General features: G+C 46.2%; 20 protein-coding genes, 1 tRNA gene and 1 pseudogene. 10 read left to right on the top strand and 12 right to left on the bottom strand.

What is annotated here, in order from left to right:
• Positions 1–79 precede the first annotated feature (79 nt).
• The 3 genes from metG to QUB52_RS20475 form a co-directional block, all read right to left on the bottom strand.
• Positions 80–1,687: a methionine--tRNA ligase gene (metG, locus tag QUB52_RS20485; protein WP_265235094.1), complete on the bottom strand. Its 1,608-nt coding sequence runs from the start codon at positions 1,685–1,687 to the stop codon at positions 80–82.
• Between the two features lie 993 nt (positions 1,688–2,680).
• Positions 2,681–3,784 carry a heat-inducible transcriptional repressor HrcA gene (hrcA, locus tag QUB52_RS20480; protein WP_265235139.1) on the bottom strand — a complete coding sequence of 368 codons (1,104 nt, stop codon included), beginning with the start codon at positions 3,782–3,784 and terminating at the stop codon, positions 2,681–2,683.
• Between the two features lie 255 nt (positions 3,785–4,039).
• Positions 4,040–4,906, bottom strand: a complete 867-nt coding sequence (locus QUB52_RS20475; RefSeq protein WP_332974515.1) for an alpha/beta fold hydrolase — start codon at positions 4,904–4,906, stop codon at positions 4,040–4,042.
• Between QUB52_RS20475 and QUB52_RS20470 the strand changes: the two genes are divergently transcribed.
• Positions 4,896–5,042: a hypothetical protein gene (locus QUB52_RS20470; protein WP_332974514.1), complete on the top strand. Its 147-nt coding sequence runs from the start codon at positions 4,896–4,898 to the stop codon at positions 5,040–5,042. The genes QUB52_RS20475 and QUB52_RS20470 overlap by 11 nt on opposite strands.
• Here QUB52_RS20470 and QUB52_RS20465 read toward each other — a convergent pair.
• Positions 5,039–5,764: a hypothetical protein gene (locus tag QUB52_RS20465; RefSeq protein WP_006631881.1), complete on the bottom strand. Its 726-nt coding sequence runs from the start codon at positions 5,762–5,764 to the stop codon at positions 5,039–5,041. The two genes, QUB52_RS20470 and QUB52_RS20465, sit on opposite strands and share 4 nt — an antisense overlap.
• A gap of 508 nt (positions 5,765–6,272) precedes the next feature.
• Between QUB52_RS20465 and QUB52_RS20460 the strand changes: the two genes are divergently transcribed.
• From QUB52_RS20460 to QUB52_RS20420, 9 genes are all read left to right on the top strand, one after another.
• Positions 6,273–6,824 (top strand): GNAT family N-acetyltransferase, encoded by a 552-nt coding sequence (locus tag QUB52_RS20460; protein ID WP_265235097.1) that lies wholly within the window; start codon positions 6,273–6,275, stop codon positions 6,822–6,824.
• A gap of 274 nt (positions 6,825–7,098) precedes the next feature.
• Positions 7,099–7,172 (top strand) — tRNA-Pro (locus QUB52_RS20455).
• A 152-nt stretch (positions 7,173–7,324) separates the two neighbouring features.
• Positions 7,325–8,185, top strand: a complete 861-nt coding sequence (locus QUB52_RS20450) for a Tic22 family protein (RefSeq protein WP_332974513.1) — start codon at positions 7,325–7,327, stop codon at positions 8,183–8,185.
• A 330-nt stretch (positions 8,186–8,515) separates the two neighbouring features.
• Positions 8,516–9,403, top strand: coding sequence for a peptide chain release factor N(5)-glutamine methyltransferase (prmC, locus tag QUB52_RS20445; RefSeq protein WP_332974512.1), 888 nt, complete (start codon positions 8,516–8,518; stop codon positions 9,401–9,403).
• 337 nt (positions 9,404–9,740) lie between these two features.
• Positions 9,741–10,166 (top strand): YcxB family protein, encoded by a 426-nt coding sequence (locus tag QUB52_RS20440; RefSeq protein WP_265235100.1) that lies wholly within the window; start codon positions 9,741–9,743, stop codon positions 10,164–10,166.
• The gene (locus tag QUB52_RS20435) at positions 10,167–10,724 is read left to right on the top strand and encodes a YcxB family protein (protein ID WP_332974511.1); all 558 of its coding nucleotides are present in this window, start codon (positions 10,167–10,169) and stop codon (positions 10,722–10,724) included.
• A 148-nt stretch (positions 10,725–10,872) separates the two neighbouring features.
• Positions 10,873–11,475 (top strand): L-threonylcarbamoyladenylate synthase, encoded by a 603-nt coding sequence (locus QUB52_RS20430; protein WP_332974510.1) that lies wholly within the window; start codon positions 10,873–10,875, stop codon positions 11,473–11,475.
• Between the two features lie 25 nt (positions 11,476–11,500).
• Positions 11,501–12,436, top strand: coding sequence for a sensor histidine kinase (locus QUB52_RS20425; RefSeq protein WP_265235103.1), 936 nt, complete (start codon positions 11,501–11,503; stop codon positions 12,434–12,436).
• Between the two features lie 80 nt (positions 12,437–12,516).
• Positions 12,517–12,642, top strand: a complete 126-nt coding sequence (locus QUB52_RS20420) for a hypothetical protein (protein WP_265235104.1) — start codon at positions 12,517–12,519, stop codon at positions 12,640–12,642.
• Between the two features lie 62 nt (positions 12,643–12,704).
• Here QUB52_RS20420 and QUB52_RS20415 read toward each other — a convergent pair whose 3' ends face one another.
• From QUB52_RS20415 to QUB52_RS20380, 8 genes and pseudogenes are all read right to left on the bottom strand, one after another.
• The gene (locus tag QUB52_RS20415; protein ID WP_265235105.1) at positions 12,705–13,193 is read right to left on the bottom strand and encodes a GNAT family N-acetyltransferase; all 489 of its coding nucleotides are present in this window, start codon (positions 13,191–13,193) and stop codon (positions 12,705–12,707) included.
• Positions 13,194–13,517: 324 nt separating this feature from the next.
• Complete coding sequence (gene hemB / locus QUB52_RS20410) at positions 13,518–14,501, bottom strand: porphobilinogen synthase (RefSeq protein WP_265235106.1); 984 nt, start codon at positions 14,499–14,501, stop codon at positions 13,518–13,520.
• Positions 14,502–14,779: 278 nt separating this feature from the next.
• A pseudogene (locus QUB52_RS20405) lies at positions 14,780–14,893 on the bottom strand (Uma2 family endonuclease); the annotation flags it as partial.
• Between the two features lie 229 nt (positions 14,894–15,122).
• Positions 15,123–16,544: a signal recognition particle protein gene (gene ffh / locus QUB52_RS20400; RefSeq protein WP_265235107.1), complete on the bottom strand. Its 1,422-nt coding sequence runs from the start codon at positions 16,542–16,544 to the stop codon at positions 15,123–15,125.
• A 171-nt stretch (positions 16,545–16,715) separates the two neighbouring features.
• A complete protein-coding gene (locus QUB52_RS20395; RefSeq protein ID WP_332974509.1) occupies positions 16,716–17,135 on the bottom strand; it encodes a helix-turn-helix domain-containing protein in 420 nt (139 codons plus the stop codon).
• Positions 17,119–17,418 carry a type II toxin-antitoxin system HigB family toxin gene (locus QUB52_RS20390; protein ID WP_332974508.1) on the bottom strand — a complete coding sequence of 100 codons (300 nt, stop codon included), beginning with the start codon at positions 17,416–17,418 and terminating at the stop codon, positions 17,119–17,121. Before QUB52_RS20390 ends, QUB52_RS20395 begins: the two co-directional genes overlap by 17 nt.
• Before the next feature lie 194 nt (positions 17,419–17,612).
• Positions 17,613–18,830: an NB-ARC domain-containing protein gene (locus QUB52_RS20385; RefSeq protein ID WP_332974507.1), complete on the bottom strand. Its 1,218-nt coding sequence runs from the start codon at positions 18,828–18,830 to the stop codon at positions 17,613–17,615.
• A 79-nt stretch (positions 18,831–18,909) separates the two neighbouring features.
• Positions 18,910–19,050 (bottom strand): hypothetical protein, encoded by a 141-nt coding sequence (locus QUB52_RS20380; RefSeq protein WP_332974506.1) that lies wholly within the window; start codon positions 19,048–19,050, stop codon positions 18,910–18,912.
• Positions 19,051–19,124 lie beyond the last annotated feature (74 nt).

Genomic DNA, 19,124 nt, shown 5'->3' with positions numbered 1-19,124 from the left:
CTCAATTTTTATGAAAGATTGGTAAAGAAATAAGTGCTAATTCATAATCTGTCATAGCACCCCGATCGCTGGCTGCGAACTATGAAGGTAATGTTTCGAGCAGTTCTAGCCGCTTAAAAACAGGTTGTGGTTCCCCCAGAGTTTGGTTAGCCGGCAAAGCGCCCCAGGCAGCATGAACTGCAAAAGTCGCTGAACTGTTAACGGCAACCCGATCGTTAAAGTCAATTGAAAAACCTAGCTGCTGATAGATAGCGTTGCTGATATTAGGAATAATCGGCGATAAAAGGTAAGATGCCAGTCTAACAGATTCCAGAACAGAATATAGCACTTGTTGGACACTTTCGAGCTGTCCTTGCTTGTACAAACTCCAAGGTGCTTGTACGTCAATAAACTTGTTACCGGCTCTCACTAATGCAAGTACAGCTTCGCAAGCCTTGCTAAAAGCCAATTCTTCGTAAAAACCCGCGACTCGATCGCCCAAATCCCAGCCCATACTCTTGAGAAGGTTGTCGCCGGGAATGTCTTCCCCCGACACATTTGGCACTGAGCCTCCGCAATATTTGCGAGCCATGTTTAGGGTACGGTTAAGCAAATTTCCCAAATCATTTGCTAGCTCAGCATTCAATATATTGATAAACCGAGTTTCGTTAAAATCGCCGTCTTCTCCGAATTCAATTTCTTTGAGGAAATAGTAACGCACTGCATCAGCGCCGTATTTATTGACCAATTCGACTGGGTTTAAAGTATTACCCTCCGATTTCCCCATTTTTTTGCCGTCTTTGGTCAAAAAACCGTGAGCGAAGACACGGCCAGGCACCGACATACCCGCTGACATCAGCATTGCCGGCCAGTAAACTGCGTGAAACCGGAGAATATCTTTGCCGATCAAGTGCAGGTCAATCGGCCACCATTTAGATAAAGCATTCTCTAACATCGGATCGTTGTCCGGATCTAGCAAGGCTGTGACGTATGCCAGTAAAGCGTCAAACCAGACGTAAATGGTGTGACTGGAGTCAACCGGTATCGGCAGGCCCCATGCCAGATTCACTCTAGAAATCGAAAAGTCTTGCAGGCCGGAGTTGACGAAGCTGAGAACTTCGTTGCGCCGGCTTTCCGGGGCGATGAAGTCGGGACGTTCTGCGTACAAGGCGAGGAGTTGGTCTTGATATCGCGACAGGCGAAAAAAGTAGTTTTCTTCGTCGCGCCACTCAACTTCCTTGCTGGTGTGGACGGAACACCGATTTCCCGGTAACAAATCCCGTTCATCTTTAAATTCTTCGCAGGAGACGCAGTACCAGCCTTGTTGCTGGTTCAAGTAGATGTCGCCGGAGTTCCAGACGCGCTGGAAAAATTCTTTGACAATGTACTCGTGGCGGCGCGAGGTTGTGCGGATGAAGCGATCGTACTGGATGTCGAGTTGTTCCCACAGCGTTTCAAACGCCGGAACTACTAAGTCGCAGTGAGCTTGGGGCGATCGTCCCAAACTCTCGGCTGTGCGCTGAATTTTCTGCCCGTGTTCGTCAGTCCCGGTAATCATCAAGACAGATTTGCCCCGCAGCCGCTCAAATCGGGCTAGGGCATCTGCTGCCATAGTCGTGTAAGCGCTGCCAACGTGAGGTAAATCGTTTACATAGTACAGAGGCGTTGTGATTGCAAAGGTATTCTTAGTTTGATCGGTCGATTTCATTGAATCCTAAAAAAAATTCCCTAAATTGAGTTTCGATTTTAACTCAGCGTTTAAATCTTTGATGGAGCCGCAATCAAGCTAAATTTACTGCAAGTTATTTGCATTTGTCTAACCAGAGCTATTTCCAAAAGAAATATAGCTTTCATATCAACACTAATCTTTTTTAGTTCTTTTTGACGAACTCTCTAAAATGTCTTAATATTTTGACATTTTGCTGACTTGTGGCTCCCTAGGATTGTCTGTCCCGCATCCTTAATTTTTGGAGGGCCAAGGTGCGGCCCCACTTGCCATCTCGAAGCGAGAAACTAAGCTATGGAGCTCTTAATCGCCTGCAAATCCTCACTGTTTTCGATCGACCCAGGGACGCAGAAACCCAATTTTTTATAATAAAAATCTCTCGTGAAGCGCGAGTGCTTTAGTTTTTGGGCCCAGCCAGAGCCTGATAGCCGAGATTTTTTGTCAATCAACCCCGGTTTTTCGATGTTGCCAGCGCCTTCGGGGCACACACAAAAACCCAAACTACTTCAACTTCGGGCGATCAAATTAGCGTGCGTCTAACAATGTATTAACCCATATTTTTTACGATTGCCGTGCCACAGTACAATCACTGAGAACAATCGAGTTTTTCAGAGAGCGATCAGGCTTTTTCCCTGTATACCTACATAAATATAGGGACAAAAAGTATAATTTATTGCTTAATTGCTAGATCGAAAACCGTAAAAACCGAATGTAACAGTTGAGGGTGTCGAATGTGGGAGCTAACTCAATACGGTTCACTTAACATATTTATGCCCCGGAGATCCCCCTAAATCCCCCGAAAGCAAGGGGGACTTTGAGGGCATTCTTGTCCCCCCTTTTTAAGGGGTGTGCCAGGGAGATCTGTCTTAAGTGAACCGTATTCGGATCTAACTTTCAAAACCCTATTTCTTGAAACCATGAGTGGGGCGGACATTATTAGCCCGCCCAAAAATTAAATTTAAATGCCGATACAGCTTATCCTTCGGGAAAATTAACTCGATTTCCGCCCATAGCTTCCGACAAATAATCGGCCGCAGCTTCCACCACCGCGATCGCATTTTCGTAAACCATCCGCGTCGGCCCCAAAACCCCAACACTACCCACGGGCACTGATCCCCGGCGGTAAATCGAAGAAATCAGAGTACAGCCGCGAATTGGTTCTAAGGAATTTTCCGAACCAATACGCACCGTTACCCGCTTCCCTGGCGTGTCCAACTCAGGCGATTCAAAAATCAAAGGCCAAAGCAATTCCTGTTCTTGTTCGAGCAGTTGTACGAGGGTTTGAACTTGCTGCAACTGCGAAAAATCTGGTAAGCGCAGGGCTTCTGCCAAACCGCCGATCAGAATCCGCGTGTAGGTGGGATTGCTTTGGCGGCTGCTTAAAGCAGTCAGCATGGTTTCCATCCATTCTGCGTAGAGCTCAAAGTCTCGGTCTAACTCGCTCCAGTCTACAGTCGAGAGTTCCGAGAGTGATCGCCCGCGTAACTTGCTATTCAAAAAATTCGACAAAATCTGCAATTCGCGATCGACAATTTCGTCATCTGGCCAGCTACCATCTGCGCCCTTCGGCAACTGCACCAACACCGAATGAGTTTCGTAGGCATCCGTCACCACAATCAGCATCACCTTTCCGGCCTCTAGCTGCACCAGTTGCAAGTGGCGCAAGCAAGCCGTATTGGTTTGCGGTATCGTGATCATGGCAATGTAACCGCTGATAGTTGCCAGGATTTGAGCCGCGCCGCGAAGTGCCGCATCCATGCGACCATCCGACCAGTTGAGCTGGTCTAGTACCTTTTCCACCTTACCGGCGAGGGTATCAGACGGCTGAATCAACTGATCTACATAAATTCTGTAGCCGGAGTCAGAGGGGACTCGTCCGGCCGAAGTGTGGGGCTGATAGAGCAGTCCAGCTTTTTCGAGAGTCCCCATCGCATTGCGAATTGTAGCTGGGCTGACGCTGAGGTTGAATTCGTCAGCCAAAGCTTTTGAGCCAACGGGTTCCGCTGTAGCTATGTAGTGGCGAACCGTTGCCCAAAGGATGTGTTGTTGCCGATCGGTGAGGTTAACGCGCACAGATATTTAAGTAGAATTAGTATTTAGAGTTGAAAGCCACTATTTAATCGAAACGTCTGTCCCAAGAGGGCGATCGGGCAGACTTACTTATTTAAACATAACAGATTTTAGGTTAAGGAAGAAGTCAGTTGTTACTGGTTATTGATTATCGGTGATTGGTGATTGGTGATTGGTGATTGGTTATTTGTAAGTTCTAATGCCCAATGCCCCATGCCCCATGACCTGTTTGGCCAATGCCCCATGCCCCATGCCCCATGCCCTCTAATTATGTTCTTTAAGAATATTTTGCAGGTAACTAGCCACTGCATCCGGCTGTTCCATCATTGCCAAATGGCCGCAATCAAGCTGAAGCACATTTTCGCCACAACCTTGGAACATCCAGTGAAAGCTAGCCAAATGCAGCACGTATTTGGGTTCCATAATTTTGTCTTTAGTGCCGGCAATAAAATACACGGGCTGCTTGAGTCGGGACACTATTTGTGGCAACAGGTGAATCTCGGCTTCTGTGGTGGATTCCAACAAAGCCCCCAAAGCTGCGTCTGGATGAGCTCCCACGAAATCTCTCAAACGCTGCCTTCCCCAGTCGCGCCCGATCGATCTTGCCACAGAATCCCGCGCAAACACGAAATCTGCTAATGGCAAGTGAGGCAGCCAGCGGGGACGCATTTTGACTAGCTGTTTGCCGACGGAGCGAAACCGCTCGAATTCTTCCTTTAGATAGATGCCGCCGCCAGCATTGATGCAAACAACACCTTTAATACGATCAGAGAATTGGCTGGCTCCCCAAAGGGCGATCGTGCCGCCGAGAGAGTGCCCCACCAACCAAGCATTAGAAATATCGAGTTTTTCGAGTAAAATTTCCAAATCGCGAGCGTAAGCTGCGGGAGTGTAACAGGAATTAAGCGGTTCCCAATGCTCTGGATGGCCGTCGCCGTCCGGTTGAGAATCGCCAAACCCGCGCAAATCGTAAGTCAGGCACTGATAGTTTGGTGCCAAGCGATCGGTCAAAGGTTGCCAGTAGCGGCGGCTTAACAGCCAGCCGTGGACAAATACCAGAACCGGGGAAGTTGCAGTGGGAGCCGTCAAATCGCAAGCGTGCCGAACCCCTAGGATGTCTATGGTTGCCATGATTTTATCCTATCGCGAAATCAGCACAGAGGGATCGGCAGTTACAGGAGGGCGATCGACTCGGTTTCACTTTCTCAGGATTAAGGTCAAGCATCGAGCAAAAACCCAGTTTCGCCAGCATCAGCGCGATCGCTAAAACCGCTCGCCCAGCAATCTTTGTCGCACCCCCTCAGCGATTTTCTGCCCCAGATACTCAGGAATTAAACTTTCATTGGGCCCCAACAAGTAGAGAATCAGGCGAGTTCGCCCCCGCCAAACCAATAAATTTGCATTCACCACCAACAAATCCTCTTGCCAGATGGCATACATAACTTTGTAAAAAAGTCCAGGCTGATTATCAGCTTCTATCAGCAGAGCTGGCAAGTGGAAAACCGGATCGACGTAAAATTCAGTTGCCACATCCTCCAAACCCGCGTCTAAATTGAATTCCACAGCCAACATCTCTTCAACCTCAAAATGCCCCGCCAAGGCCTCTCGAACCGCCCTACAGACGTTTTCTGCTGTTTTATCTGCCAGTACCTTGCCACCGCGAGATACCACCAATTTGATAAATACCAGCATCGGCGGGTAAATTTGACCGTACAGACTCAGACTGTGAATCGTCAGTCCGTAGGCCGCCAGCACACCGAAAATATCGCTGAGTAGAAAAGACTGGTTCCGGTAAGCAAAATGCAGGGCACTTTTGTTACCTTCGGCTCTGATTTCGATGACGGCTTGCCGAGTTTTGTAAAGTTGGTAAGCTAATTTGAGGTTTTGCAGTTGGATTTCGCTGCTGACAAATTGCTCGTAAAACTGTGGAAACGCTCGGTTAAAGCGCTTGAGAAGTTCTAGTGTAGATGGTTTTAAACCCGAAGCCATAATTGAGGGGAAGGTGCGGGAGATATACTAGGTATTGACTCTCCCATGCCTTATGGCAATGGGATTTTAGATTTGACGATTCGACTTAAATTGTTCCCGCTTTCTCATTAAAAGCAGAAGTCAAATTTGTCTGGGAACACATAACTAGAATGTCGCGGTTGCGCCATTCGATCTGTACTTCCCACCAAGTGTATGACTTCCGACGCGATCGGCGGTACTAAAAAGAAGCAATTCCTAAATGCCTCTGTCCTGGTTGGGCAACAAATTTTACCTTAACACCGGGTTGTCCCGGCACAGGCTAGCAGAACATTTCTACCAAACTTGACGAGAAGCAAAAAAGCGCAGAGTCAATGTTGGACGACAAATCCCTGTTTTCGGCGTAAGATGAGTGTACCGTAAACTGTTCCTCAAGAGGCTACCCGCAATTAATCCCACGCCGATCGGAGTGGGTTGATCTATTGGGTTCTCTTTCACATCGTCCAACTTCTACTACCTTAACCGCGCCTGCATGGGTTTTTGGAAAAACTTATTTAGTAGTTCTGAGTCTGCCTCTGTACCCCAAACAGCGGAATTTGAGGAAGATATAACTCTTGGGTTAGGCGATCCGCTTTCCCCAATGTTTCGCAAACCCGCCAGCGGCAACGCTCGCATCTTTTTTAGTTGCGATCGGGACATTGACCTCTACGAACTCGAAGAACTTTGTAATGCAGTGGGTTGGTCCCGCCGTCCCCTGCGTAAAGTCAAAAAAGCTATTCAGCACAGCTTCCTAGTCGTCTCTATGTGGGAGATACGGGGCAGCCAGCGACGGCTGGTCGGTTTCGCCAGAGCGACTTCAGACCATGCTTTTAATGCCACGCTTTGGGATGTGGTAGTTCATCCTGACTATCAGGGTAAAGGCATGGGTAAGGCGCTGATGAAATACATCATTAAAAAACTCCGCAGTGAAGATATCAGCAACATTACCTTATTTGCTGACCCTCAGGTGGTGGATTTTTACCGAAATTTGGGCTTTATGTCCGATCCGGAGGGGATTAAAGGTATGTTTTGGTATCCAGATTAGCTCGCCCGGTGCAGGTTAGCGTTGATTTGTTGAGTAAATGCAATATTCACGCTGCCACACACCTCAGAAGGCTGTGCGCTGCGGTCAGTTACGCTCTTGATTGTATCTCCTCCGCAGCTTGGCAGTTATGAAGCCCAGAGCTTTGCAAGTATTGTCCAACCGCACAACAAAAAAGAAAACTTCAGCGTAGCTGCATCGAAAATTAAAATAAAAAAAAGCTTGACAAGCTGAGGGTTTTGTGACTTAATGGTTAACAGATAGGCAACTATCACAACGGGATGTAGCGCAGCTTGGTAGCGCGCCTGCTTTGGGAGCAGGATGTCGCAGGTTCAAATCCTGTCATCCCGATCGCACAATGTTAAATAATAGATTCAAGCAGAAACTGCCGCTGATGTTGACATTTGTTCAAAATGGAGACCCATTGAGGCAGTTTTTGTCGATCGTGTCAAGGGGCCAGTCTTTGCGTTAATGTGTTTCAGGATCGCCGATGGTGGAAAAACATGAAATCATTAGTTCGTTTAGGCGCAATATTGGGGATTGTGGGCTGCACTCTGCTCGGCCCCTTGCCCATTGCCAAGATGTCTGCACTGGCACTGCCAGTGCCACAAATTTTAGAAAAGTTACGCCCGGTGCCGGTATTTACGATTACAGACGGTCAGGGTGCGTTTTTCATCGCTTCTGTTCCCAAGCAAGGTCAGGGTCAAACTGGTAATGCTTCGGTAGCCAGAATTTTCATCAGCCAGAAAGATGCTCAAGCTTTTGTCGATCAACTGAAAACGGGAAATCCTCAGTTGGCTGCCTCCGCGCGCGTGACACCCGTGTCACTGGGGGAAATTTATCGGCTCGCTCAAGAAAATAAAGGCAAGCCGGATCAGGTGCTATTTGCTTTTATTCCGGCGGCGCAGCAGGTGCAGTCGGCTAAAACTGTACTTCAGCAGAGCGGGCAACAAGTTAACGAGTTAAACGGTGTACCTCTGTTTTTGGCGAGAGGTGGCCCGGAAAATGGTTATCTGACGATTCAGCGGGGCGATAAAGAGGAGCTTCCCCTGTTTTTTAACAAGGAGGACTTGCAGGAAATGGTCGATCGTTTTAAGCAGCAGCAGCCGAACGTGAATAGCACAATTAAAATTGAAGTAGTGAACTTGGAGAGGATTTTGGAAGCTTTGGGTACTGAAAATGACCCGTCTTTGAGCCAACTGATTTTGATGCCGTCGCGGGAGTCGCTGGAATATGTGCGATCGCGCCAACCGGCTGGTGCTGGCCAAAATCCACAGGTGGCTCCATCTCCAGCTCCAACTCGACCTGCTGCATCTCCAGCTCCAGCTCCACCTGCTCCAGCTCCAGCTCCACCTGCTCGCTAATAGTTAGTCAGTAGTCAGTAGTCCTTGGTCCTTGGTCCTTGGTCAGTAGTCATTGGTCATTGGTCATTGGTCATTAGTTACAGACAGGATTTACCCAAAAATTGGTTTTATGCGTTACTTAAAGCGGTAAGGTTCGGTGTGGATGGAACCCTACATAATTAGGTTTTGGGTTCGGGACTGAGTTAGTAGGTTGGATTTTGGGATTTCTCGACTCAACCTACTATTTATCAATTCCCAATTCCCAATTCTCAATTACCAATTACGAAGGACTACTGACTAATGACTACTGACCAAGGACTACTGACTAATGACCAATTCCCAAAAAGTCTTATGTTTGTTTCGGGTTTAGAGTTGTGGCAGTGGATGAATCAAGCTAAGGTAGATGCGATCGCCTCTGACATTCCCCAAGCAGAACTTGACTGGCTGCTGCAAGAGTTGGCAGGTTTGGATAAATTGGCTCTGCGTTTGGAGTCGTTTAAAGATTTGCCAAAAATTGAATTAAAGTTGTCTTTATCTGAACTCGATCAACTGTGGCAACGACGGTTGCAGGAACGGGTGCCTGTGCAGTATTTAACGGGAGTTGCACATTGGCGGAATTTTTCGCTCAAAGTAACGCCGGCGGTGCTAATTCCTCGTCCTGAAACGGAATTGCTGATCGATTTGGCTGTGGCTGCTGTTAAAAGCTATTCAGTTAATCGAAAATCGCATTGGGTGGATTTAGGAACGGGCAGCGGGGCGATCGCGATCGGCTTGGCTTCTGAGTTGACAAATGCTACAGTTTATGCAGTAGATTGCAGTTGGGAAGCTTTGGTAGTGGCTCGACAAAATGCTGAGAATTTGGGTTTTGGCTCGCGAGTTAATTTTTATCAAGGTTTGTGGTGGGAACCGCTAGAATTTCTCAAAGGTAAAGTTAGCGGCATGGTGTCTAACCCGCCTTACATTCCCAGCAGCACGGTGGTGACTCTGCAACCGGAAGTTTTGAAGCACGAACCTCACCTGGCCTTAGATGGCGGTTTTGATGGCTTAGATTGCATCCGGCATTTGGTAGAAACGGCTCCCGATTATTTAGAATCTGAGGGAGTTTTTTTGGTTGAGATGATGGCGGGACAAGCTGAGGCGGTAGCTGAGATGCTGGAAAGTCAGGGGAGTTACGCTGAAGTTCAGATATTTTCGGATTTAGCAGGAATCGATCGCTTTGCGTTAGCCTATCGTCTTTAGGGAACAAGCCCAGGAAAGATAGAATTTCTCGACTTTGTATGCTTGCTGGATTTTGAGATAGAGTTGGCGTAAAAACGGCGATCGCGCTCAGCATACAAGAGGTATCACCGTGAAGCTGGAATATCAGTTTACTTTCAAAGAATATTTAGAGGCTAGTAGAATTGCCACGAAAGTCGAGACTTTCTCGAAAGTCGAGTTGTGGACTAGGGCTGTATTTATTGTGGGGGGCGGAATTGCCTATCTTAACGCTGCCGCAAATCCCCTCTGGGGTTATTTCATAATCAGTTTTGGCATCTCCTACATCCCTATTGTGAAGTTCCTAGAGCGGCGAAAGATCATGTCGCGCGATCGAGGTTTCTTTTGGTCTATGCTTTTCGGGCAGATTAAATTTGGGATCAAATGGGGAATTTCAGAGCCGCCTTTTTTGTTAGGATGGATAATTGTACAACTTGTTTATTGGCTCTGTCAATTTTTTGAAGTCGTTGAACTCTTTATGTGGAGAGATATTACTAATGCTTGGCATAACTTTGTTATTTTAAAAGTGACTGAATCTGGAATGGAGTTGAAAACTGCAAAGGTTAGCCTCAAACTCAAGTGGCAATTTTACTCGCACTTCTTAGAGACAGAAAATTTGTTTGTTATCTATCCTTGTGAGTCTTCCAATATCCCCCATTTTTTTCCAAAACATACATTGAACCGAGAGCAGTGTCAAGCATTTAGAAAATTGCTATCCAGTAATATTTCGCCAGTTCCTCACGTTTAAATGAAAACAATGAACTTTGGGTTTCAACTGAATTCTAATGATTACAAAGAAGCTAATCAGGCGGATCTAAACAGATCTTCAGAATCAGAAAAGCGAGTCTTGCGTAACTTGGCATTACTAATAGGATTTTTATTTCTTTATCTGGCAATAACATCGAAAGATACGAGCTTCTTAGTGGTGGGTGTTATTTTGGTGTCCCTTCCTGTTTTATGTAAAATTTTTGTGCTAATCGACGTAAATATAAAGATGCCAATTGTCGAGCCTACGAACTGCGGGGAACCTATCACAGTAGAAGTGATAGGAGAAGGGCTGATAGTTGATACTCCTAGTTGGCAAGGGACTTTTCAATGGGGGCATTTTGAATTATTTATTGAAACCAGAAAATTATTAGTAATTTATCCGGTGCCATCCCTCTATCCTGTGTCAGACTCGGATTTTATGATAGTTCCCAAGCGTGCATTCAGCGGTGAAGAGCAATTGTCGGATTTCCGAGAAGTGCTGCACAAGAATATCGGTAAGAGAGGTGACAATTCTTTAAAGAAAATGATGTATGATTAGAAGCGATAAATCTAAAATATACGGGACTTACGCACTCCCACCAAAGAAACCGGGTTTTTTACCGAATATTTGGACTGCAACAAGTATTCTCGCAAAAAAATCGGTTTCTGACCACCCTCGCGCAAGTCCTATTAAAATCTAAAATCGGATGACTCAAGTTTCGATAGACTCCTTGATTCAATGGGCAATTTCAGGAGATTATATTGTCAGCTTTCCTACAGATACTGTACCCGCTTTGGCTGCGCGGCCCGATCGCGCGGAGTTGATTTTTGTAGCTAAGCGCCGCCGTCAAGACAAGCCGCTGATTTTGATGGCAGCATCACCCCAAGCTTTATGGCCCTACGTGCAGGGGAGTCCGGCAGAATTAACATTGTGGCAGCAAGTGGCCGAATCCTATTGGCCAGGGGCGCTAACTTTGGTGTTGCCGGCTTCGCCACTGGTGCCACCCTCGATGAATGCGATCGATCGCACTACAATCGGAGTACGAGTCCCTAATTTTCCCCTTGCTCTCAAGATTTTAGAGCAGACAGGCCCTTTGGCTACTACCAGTGCTAATCTATCAGGCCAAGCGCCTCTGGAGTCGGTGGCAGAAATTGAGGCGCAGTTTCCCGAAGTCTTGACATTAGTTGCTGCTGAATTAGCAACCGCGCCAACAGCGCCAACAGCTTCGAGTTTGCCTTCGACTGTGGCTAAATGGACTGGCGGCGGTTGGGAAATATTGCGACAAGGCGCGATCGAGCTAAAATGCTAAAAGCTAAACTCCTAGGCAAAGCAATATGGCGCCGATCGGCTGGAGCGACTTGATATATTTAGGTATGGGATTAGGACTGGGTTGGGGAAGCAGTTTGATTTGGCGCGGGCGACAAAAAAGCTCGCAACAGCCAGAACCTTTGCCCCCTATGCCGCCAACTCCTCAAGAAATGAACTTAGAGAAGTTTGATGCCTTGGCTGAGCAACTGAAGCAAACTCAATTGGCTTATCAGATGGCATCGGAGATGAGTCTATTTAAGGGGGGCTTTTTGGCTCGAACTTCTCACGAGTTGCGATCGCCCCTGAGCACTATGATTGGTACGCTGCAATTAATTCTGTCGGATTTGTGCGACGATCCTGCAGAGGAACGAGAGTTTGTCGAACAAGCTCACGTTGCAGCACTCAAGCTGGTGAAATTGATAGATGAAATTATCTCTGTTGCTAAAACTGAACACGGCACTGACACGATGGATATTGAGCCGATTCAGTTAGCTAAGGTTTTTGATGAAGTTGATGATTTAACTTACTTGCAAGCTGCTAATCGCAGCATTCGTTTGGAGATATTGCCGCCCGATCCGGGGATTTATGTATTGGCAGATTTGCCGAGGTTTAGACAAGTTTTAGTCAATTTGGTAGATACTGCTGTGGCTCAGATGGAGGAGGGGAGTATTTCTGTTTCTGCCCATTCTTCACCGGAATCTGGATGCGTTCATATTTGGGTAGACGATCAGCGTTCGGTTAGTGCTTGGAGCGAATCTTGGGATTTGTTGAAGCACGATTTGGAGTCGGATGCTACTAAGATCAGCGATAATTCTCACGTCTCTTCTGGCATGAGGTTGTTGATGAATCAGACTCTTTTAAGTTTGATGAATGGAAAGTTGGAGGTTCTGGCTGTGCCTTCTGAGTCTGAAGAGTCCAATTTTAACCGCACTCAGTGTTCTATTCCTTTGGCAACTTTGTGATGAAGGAAGAAGTTGACAGTTGACAGTTGACAGTTGACAGTTGACAGCGACCTCTAACTGGAAGGAAGAGGATTGGAGTCATGAATCGTCTGCTTTTAATTTCTCCCCGCCCGATCGATCAGGGTTCCGGCTTTAAACCAATTCTTTCTGGTAACGGATTGTGTAATGGATTTAACGGAGGGAGGGAAGAGGTAAATTATTTGTAAATAGTATGGTGTGCATTGCACGCCATACTATTTAGAGATTTGGGTGCAGGTTTTGTGCTTCTTTAACAAATAGCAGTTAGCAATTCGCCATTGTTAATTTCTAATTCGAGATTCTCTTCTAAGAGTTGATTTTCAAGTACCATTGTGGTGCTGGCGTTGTGCTGAAAACCGATGCGCTCGTAGAAGCTTTGTTTGTAAGTTGTCATCAGGTAAACTCGCTCTACTCGGCACATTCGAGGGTGGCTCAAGACGGTTTGGACTAATTGGCGGCCGAGTCCTGCACCTTGATAATCTGGGTGAATGGCGACATCCCAGATGGTGGCTCGATAGATGCCGTCTGAGGTGGCTCTAGCAAAGCCGATCGCCCGTAAGCCATCCCAAACTGTCACAACTGGTTCGCTATTGGCGATCGCAATTTCCCAATCTTCTATTTTGCGCGCCCTCGCCCAAAAGGCGGCGGCTTTAAATAGTTCTTGGATTTGTGCGATGTCTGCGCGATCGCGCTCTATACAAAATTGAATGTGACTGGAATCCCTAGTCGTTGATGTCATGCTCAATCCGCCTTTAAGTTGTATCTAAACTGTGTTACTTTTACTGTCTTACAGGATTGAAAGTTGATTTTGCTTGGGAACGATCAATATTGAATTCCCGATTTACAAAACTATTTTTAGTTACACATATTTTGTAACTAATTTCGGTAATTATTAATACTTTTTTGTATAAAGTTGGTGAAAAAGTCTTTGACTCAAAATTCGCCAGATTAGACGGCGGTTGAAACCGCTTCTAGACCAGCGAAGTCCGCACTTCGCCAGATTAGACGCGGTTTCAACCGCCCGGTATTCCGATCCCAAACGTATGGCGGCATCACGAGTGAATCAGTTTTGCAGCCAGCGGGCCGCATCTTTGGCGTGATAAGTCAAAATCAAATCAGCACCAGCACGCTTGAATCCTGTCAAGGTTTCCATCACCACTCTTTCTTCATCAATCCAACCATTAAGAGCGGCGGCTTTCACCATCGCATATTCTCCAGAAACGTTGTAAGCCGCAACTGGTAAGTTAGTTGCTTCCTTAACGCGCCAGATGATATCCATGTATGCTAAAGCAGGTTTAACCATCAGCATATCCGCGCCTTCAGCAATGTCGAGAGCAATTTCTTTGAGAGCTTCGCGGCCGTTTCCAGGATCCATTTGATAGGTGCGTCGATCGCCAAATTGGGGAGCAGAATCCGCCGCATCCCGGAACGGGCCATAATAAGCTGAGGCATATTTTGCCGCGTAAGACATGATGGGAATATCTTCAAATCCAGCCGAGTCCAATCCTTCGCGAATTGCTCCCACAAAACCGTCCATCATTCCCGAAGGTGCAATAATATCTGCACCAGCTCTAGCTTGAGCAACGGCAGTTTTCTTTAGCAATTCTAGTGTCGGATCGTTCAAAACGCGACCGCTTAAATCTCCGACTTCCAAATAGCCACAGTGACCGTGACTGGTATATTCGCACAGACAAGTATCAACCATGACAATTAAATCCGGTACGGCTGCTTTAACTGCTGCCGTCGCTTTTTGGACGATGCCGCAGTCGTGCCAAGCGCCTGTCGCGTCTGTATCTTTGTCTGCGGGAATGCCGAATAAAATAATCGCGGGAATGCCAAGATCGTATACTTCTTTGGCTTCTTCTACGATTTTGTCTACCGATAGCTGGTAAACTCCGGGCATTGATATAACTTCTTTGGCAAAAGCTTCCCCCGGTACGGCAAATAGGGGGTAAATTAAATCGCTGGTTGTCAAGATGTTTTCGCGTACCATCCGGCGGAGTTGGGGATGGTTGCGGAGGCGGCGGGGGCGGTGAGTTGGAAACATAATGTTTTTTTAGGGTAGATTAAAGTCCTGATTTCTGGGACTGGAGGTGTTTGTTTAAAAGTCTAAAGCTTATTGTTGGTCGATCGCCCTCAACCTACGTAAAGTTATGTAAAACCTGTGATGTCCATTGTTGGTAGTCATGACTTTAGTACAATGGCACCGAAAAAGCATCGCACAAAAAACTATAAAGCAAGCCCTACATATATCGTGGCCTGACAAACCCAAATATCTCTCTGGGACGGAACTCGGCGCCGTCTTCTTGGAGACTGACAGGAAATTTAACGCCAAACTCGCCTTAAATTCAACACAAATCCCGGCAATACGCCTTCGCCGGACAACTAGGCTGGATTGATTAATATTTCTACTTCTGTTTGTTGTCTGTAAAATTCTACCCGAAGGGCGATCGAATTCGGCACTTCTAGAGATATAGTTTCTGGTTCAGTAAAGGTTTGTACCATATTCAATTCCACGCTTTTTGGGTCAAAATTGGTAACAAAAAAACTATTGTGTAGGGTGCATCGCTGTGAGATTTTCAAGCTGATGTGCAGATTATCAATAGCGACGAACCCTACGGTTTCTACTTCTTCCTTCTTCCTTCTTCCCTCTTCCTTCTTCCTTCGGTTACAACTGACCGAAACCTTTTTTAGGCTTGTTCTTTTTCTTTTTCTTCTGGCCGCCCATTCCCTGCATTCCCTGCATTCCTGGCATTCCTGGCATTCCGGGTAATCCTCCCATACCTGTAAAATTGCCTTGACTCATTTGCTGCATCATAGTACGCATTTTCTGGAAATCGCTGACGAGTTTTGTTACGTCGTTTTCTGCGTAGCCGGCGCCTTTGCCGATGCGACGGCGACGGGATGGAGAACTTGCTAAAAGTTCGGGATTGCGGCGTTCTTCAATTGTCATCGAATTAATCATGGCTTCGGTGCGTTTTAGCTGCACTTCTCCTTGCCGCATTTGTTCGTCTGAGAGTTTGTTCATCCCCGGAATCATTTTCATGATGCCGCCTAGGGAACCCATATTTTTTAACAGTCTGGTTTGCTTGAGAAAGTCGGTAAAGTCAAACTTTGCCGTGAGCATTTTCTCTTGCATTTTTTCGGCATCGGCGATGTCGAATTCTTCTTGGGCTCTTTCTACTAGCGTCAAGACATCGCCCATGCCGAGTATTCTCGATGCCATGCGATCGGGATAAAATGGTTGCAATGCTTCCACTTTTTCGCCTACGCCGACAAATTTAATCGGCGCGCCGGATATTTGGCGAACTGATAAGGCTGCACCGCCGCGGCTGTCGCCGTCTAATTTGGTGAGGATTGCACCGGTAATCCCGATTTGTTCGTGAAAGGTGCGGGTTAAATTGGCGGCTTCTTGGCCTGTCATGGCATCAACAACTAACAGCGTTTCGTGGGGTTGTACTGTTTGTTTGATGCGGGCCAATTCTGCCATCATTTCTTGGTCGATTTGCAGGCGGCCTGCTGTATCGACGATGATGGTATCTACGCCTAGTTGTTTGCCGTATTCGATGCCTTGGCGGGCAATTTCTACGGGGTCAGTATCAGTGCCTAATTCAAATACTGGTACGTCGATTTGTTTGCCGAGGGTGAGCAATTGGTCGATCGCCGCTGGTCGATAAATGTCAGTGGCGACTAGCAGTGCGGTAAGATTTTGCTTGCGGAGGTGCAGGGCTAGTTTGGCGGTGGCCGTGGTTTTCCCGGTTCCTTGCAAACCGGCCATCAGGATGACGGTGGGCCCGGATTCGGCGGTGGCGAGGGGTACGTTGGTTTCCCCCATGACGCGCACGAGTTCGTCGTGGACGATTTTGATGAATTGTTGGTCGGGACGGACGCCTGAAACGACCTCTGCCCCTTGTGCTTTGGCCGTTACCTCTCCGACGAAGTTTTTGACGACTTGGAGGTTGACATCGGCTTCCAGGAGGGCGCGGCGGACTTCTTTGATGGCGTCTTGGATGTTGGATTCGGAGATTTTATTCTGTCCGCGCAGTTTTTTCCAGGTGGATTCGAGTCGATCGGCAAGGGCTTCAAACATAGGGATTTGTTGGCTAGTCAGTCTTTTTTATTTTAGGGCTAAATGGGGGTTTTTGGCCCCAAGTTTGGGGAAAGTTGGATTTTTGGGGTTTGAACCGCACATTAACGCGGATTAACGCTGATTGGTTTGGATGTTTTGTTATCTTATTTAAACAGTCGATCGCTTTTGCCGTTAGACAGGCTGCGATCGCGCTTCGAGAAACAAGCTAATATCGACTCTGAAAAACTCGGCGAGTTTTCGGGCTTCATCTGTTTCGATAGCCCTTCGATCGAGCATAATTTCCTCAACCGCTTTTTCCGTTCCCAAAAGGGGAATTAAGTCAGATTTATCTAAATCTCTCGCATCCATTAAATGTTGCAACATTGAAGCTGAATCCCCTGCGGTAATCGGATAATTTTCCGATTCAAATTTTTCGATGAGTGTGATCAAAAGCTCCAGAAATAGCTCTTCCTCCAGCGATCGTCCTGGGCGGTGTTCCAGTTCGCTAGCGAGAGCGATCACGGCCTCGTTTTCTGCTTCATTTGCGATCGGTTTTGGTTGATATTTAACCAGTAAATCTGTATAATATTTGACATCAAAAGTACGAATCATTTTTCCACTCATCCTTATCATACTCAGCGTGAGTCAAAACATATTTGATGTAGATTCTTTGAGAAGCGTAAACCAGATCGACTATCAACCGATATCGATTTCCCTTAATATTAAATACAGTAAAATTTCCAACTGCCTCAGCTTTTGGATAAGTTTGCTGAACATCAATTAAGTTCTGCCATTGGGCTTTACTTGACACTCTATACCAGTCATAAAGTGCGTCGCAGGAATCCGCATGGCTTGCACAGAAATCTCGCAGAATTTTTCGGCTAATAACACGCATTTTACCCTTTTTTTTGAATTTACACCAGATTTTTACGCACCGATCGCATTATAAACCTTTTTTAAGTGCGATCGCAACATTGTTAGATAGTATTCCAGTTGATTGATATTTTTATTTTTAAACCGCTAATGTAGGCGCTTCGCCTTCCCGAATGGTACGCGGATTAACGCGCTTTGAGTTTGGATGTTTTGAAGTTATTTGATGTTGGTTTTTACATATTCGGCGATCGCCCGCTGGACACTAAATAACGTACAATCACCCTTTTGCACTTTTTCAATTAATAACCTCCGTCTCAAGGATTCCAAGGCTTTGAGGAATTCTGACGGCGATAGTTCGAGATTCCTTGGCTTGTTTGAGATTTCGACTGCTGCGGTTTGATTTGCAAACCAGGACATTACCTGTGTTTCTGGTTCCGACAATCGTTGAAAATGTTGGTGCAATAAATATTCTAAATCTCCTAAAACCAGGCTCTGACATGATAAGAAAGCGGAAATTTTACCGTCAAATAAGTCTTGAATTATTGTCGCTACTATATTTAACCACAATGGATTGCCTCGGTAAAGCTCAATCAATTCTGACCATTTTTCTGATTCAAGTAAATCTTTTTCTGTGAAGAGTTCTCGTGCTGATTCGCCTAAACCATTGAGTTGCAATGTTTGACAATTTTTATGTTCGCCTTCTAATGCTGCAATTTCTCTGGGTTTTTCCCAACTAATCAAAATTAAGCAACTATTGTGACATGATTCTGCTATTTGTTTGAAGAAAATACCATGATTTTCATAGCCTGGTTTGTAGTTTCCGGCTAGTTGTTGGCTGCTGAAGATTGTTTGGACATCATCGAGGACGATCAGACAGCGGTGCGATCGCAAGTATTCGATAATTGATGGTAACTCGGTTTGTGACCCATCGCCCAAGAATTTGATTAAGTCGGTTTCCAGTGCACTCAGCGGTGGAGAGTTGCGGAGGCTGCGCCAGATGATGCAGTCGAATTGGTGTTGAATTTGTTGGATTAGTTGGAGGGCGATCGCACTTTTGCCACTTCCAGCTAATCCTAAGATGGTGATGAGACGGGTGCGATCGGCTAACACCCAGTTTTCGAGGGTGGTGAGTTGGGATGTGCGATCGTAAAACGTGAGGATTTCCGGTGCGTCGCCTAAGTCGATGCGGGGCTGTTTTGTTGTTGGTTGCGGCTTTGGGGGAGTTGCGGGCGATTCCCTAGATTCACGGGCTTTCTTAGAACAAATATTAAGGTTATTATTAACTGTTACATTCTCACCAAGTTTTATATTATCGCCAACTACAGCTAATTGATAGTTATAAAAATTTCCATTTTCTAATATTGGTTTCAAACTAGCTTTAGTAATCTTTTCTCCCAATCCTTCAGAAAGTATTTTCCAGAGTAAAGCTCTCAAAGTCCCCCTTGTTAAGGGGGCTTTAGGGGGATCTCCGGGGACTAAATAGTGTTAATAATCGCCTATTGCTTTCTAGTTCTCACTTCATCAAAAGAGCCAGTTGATGAATGACACCAACCGAAGCATCTTCGACAATAATTTCTTTTAGTTGTTCCCCCAAAAGTAGCGAAGCATCAAGAATTTCTAGTCCAGCCAGTTGACCGTCAGGACTATAATCCAATACGGTTTACTTAAGGCAGGACAAGAGGTAAACTAGGTATCGTGTACAAAAAAGAGAACCAGTACAGTGAATTA

Origin of the sequence: Microcoleus sp. A6-C6, assembly GCF_036705955.1 — a bacterium.
Lineage (GTDB): Bacteria > Cyanobacteriota > Cyanobacteriia > Cyanobacteriales > Microcoleaceae > Microcoleus.
Note: the sequence above shows the minus strand (reverse complement) of the source record. Positions and strands in the feature narration are given on the sequence as shown.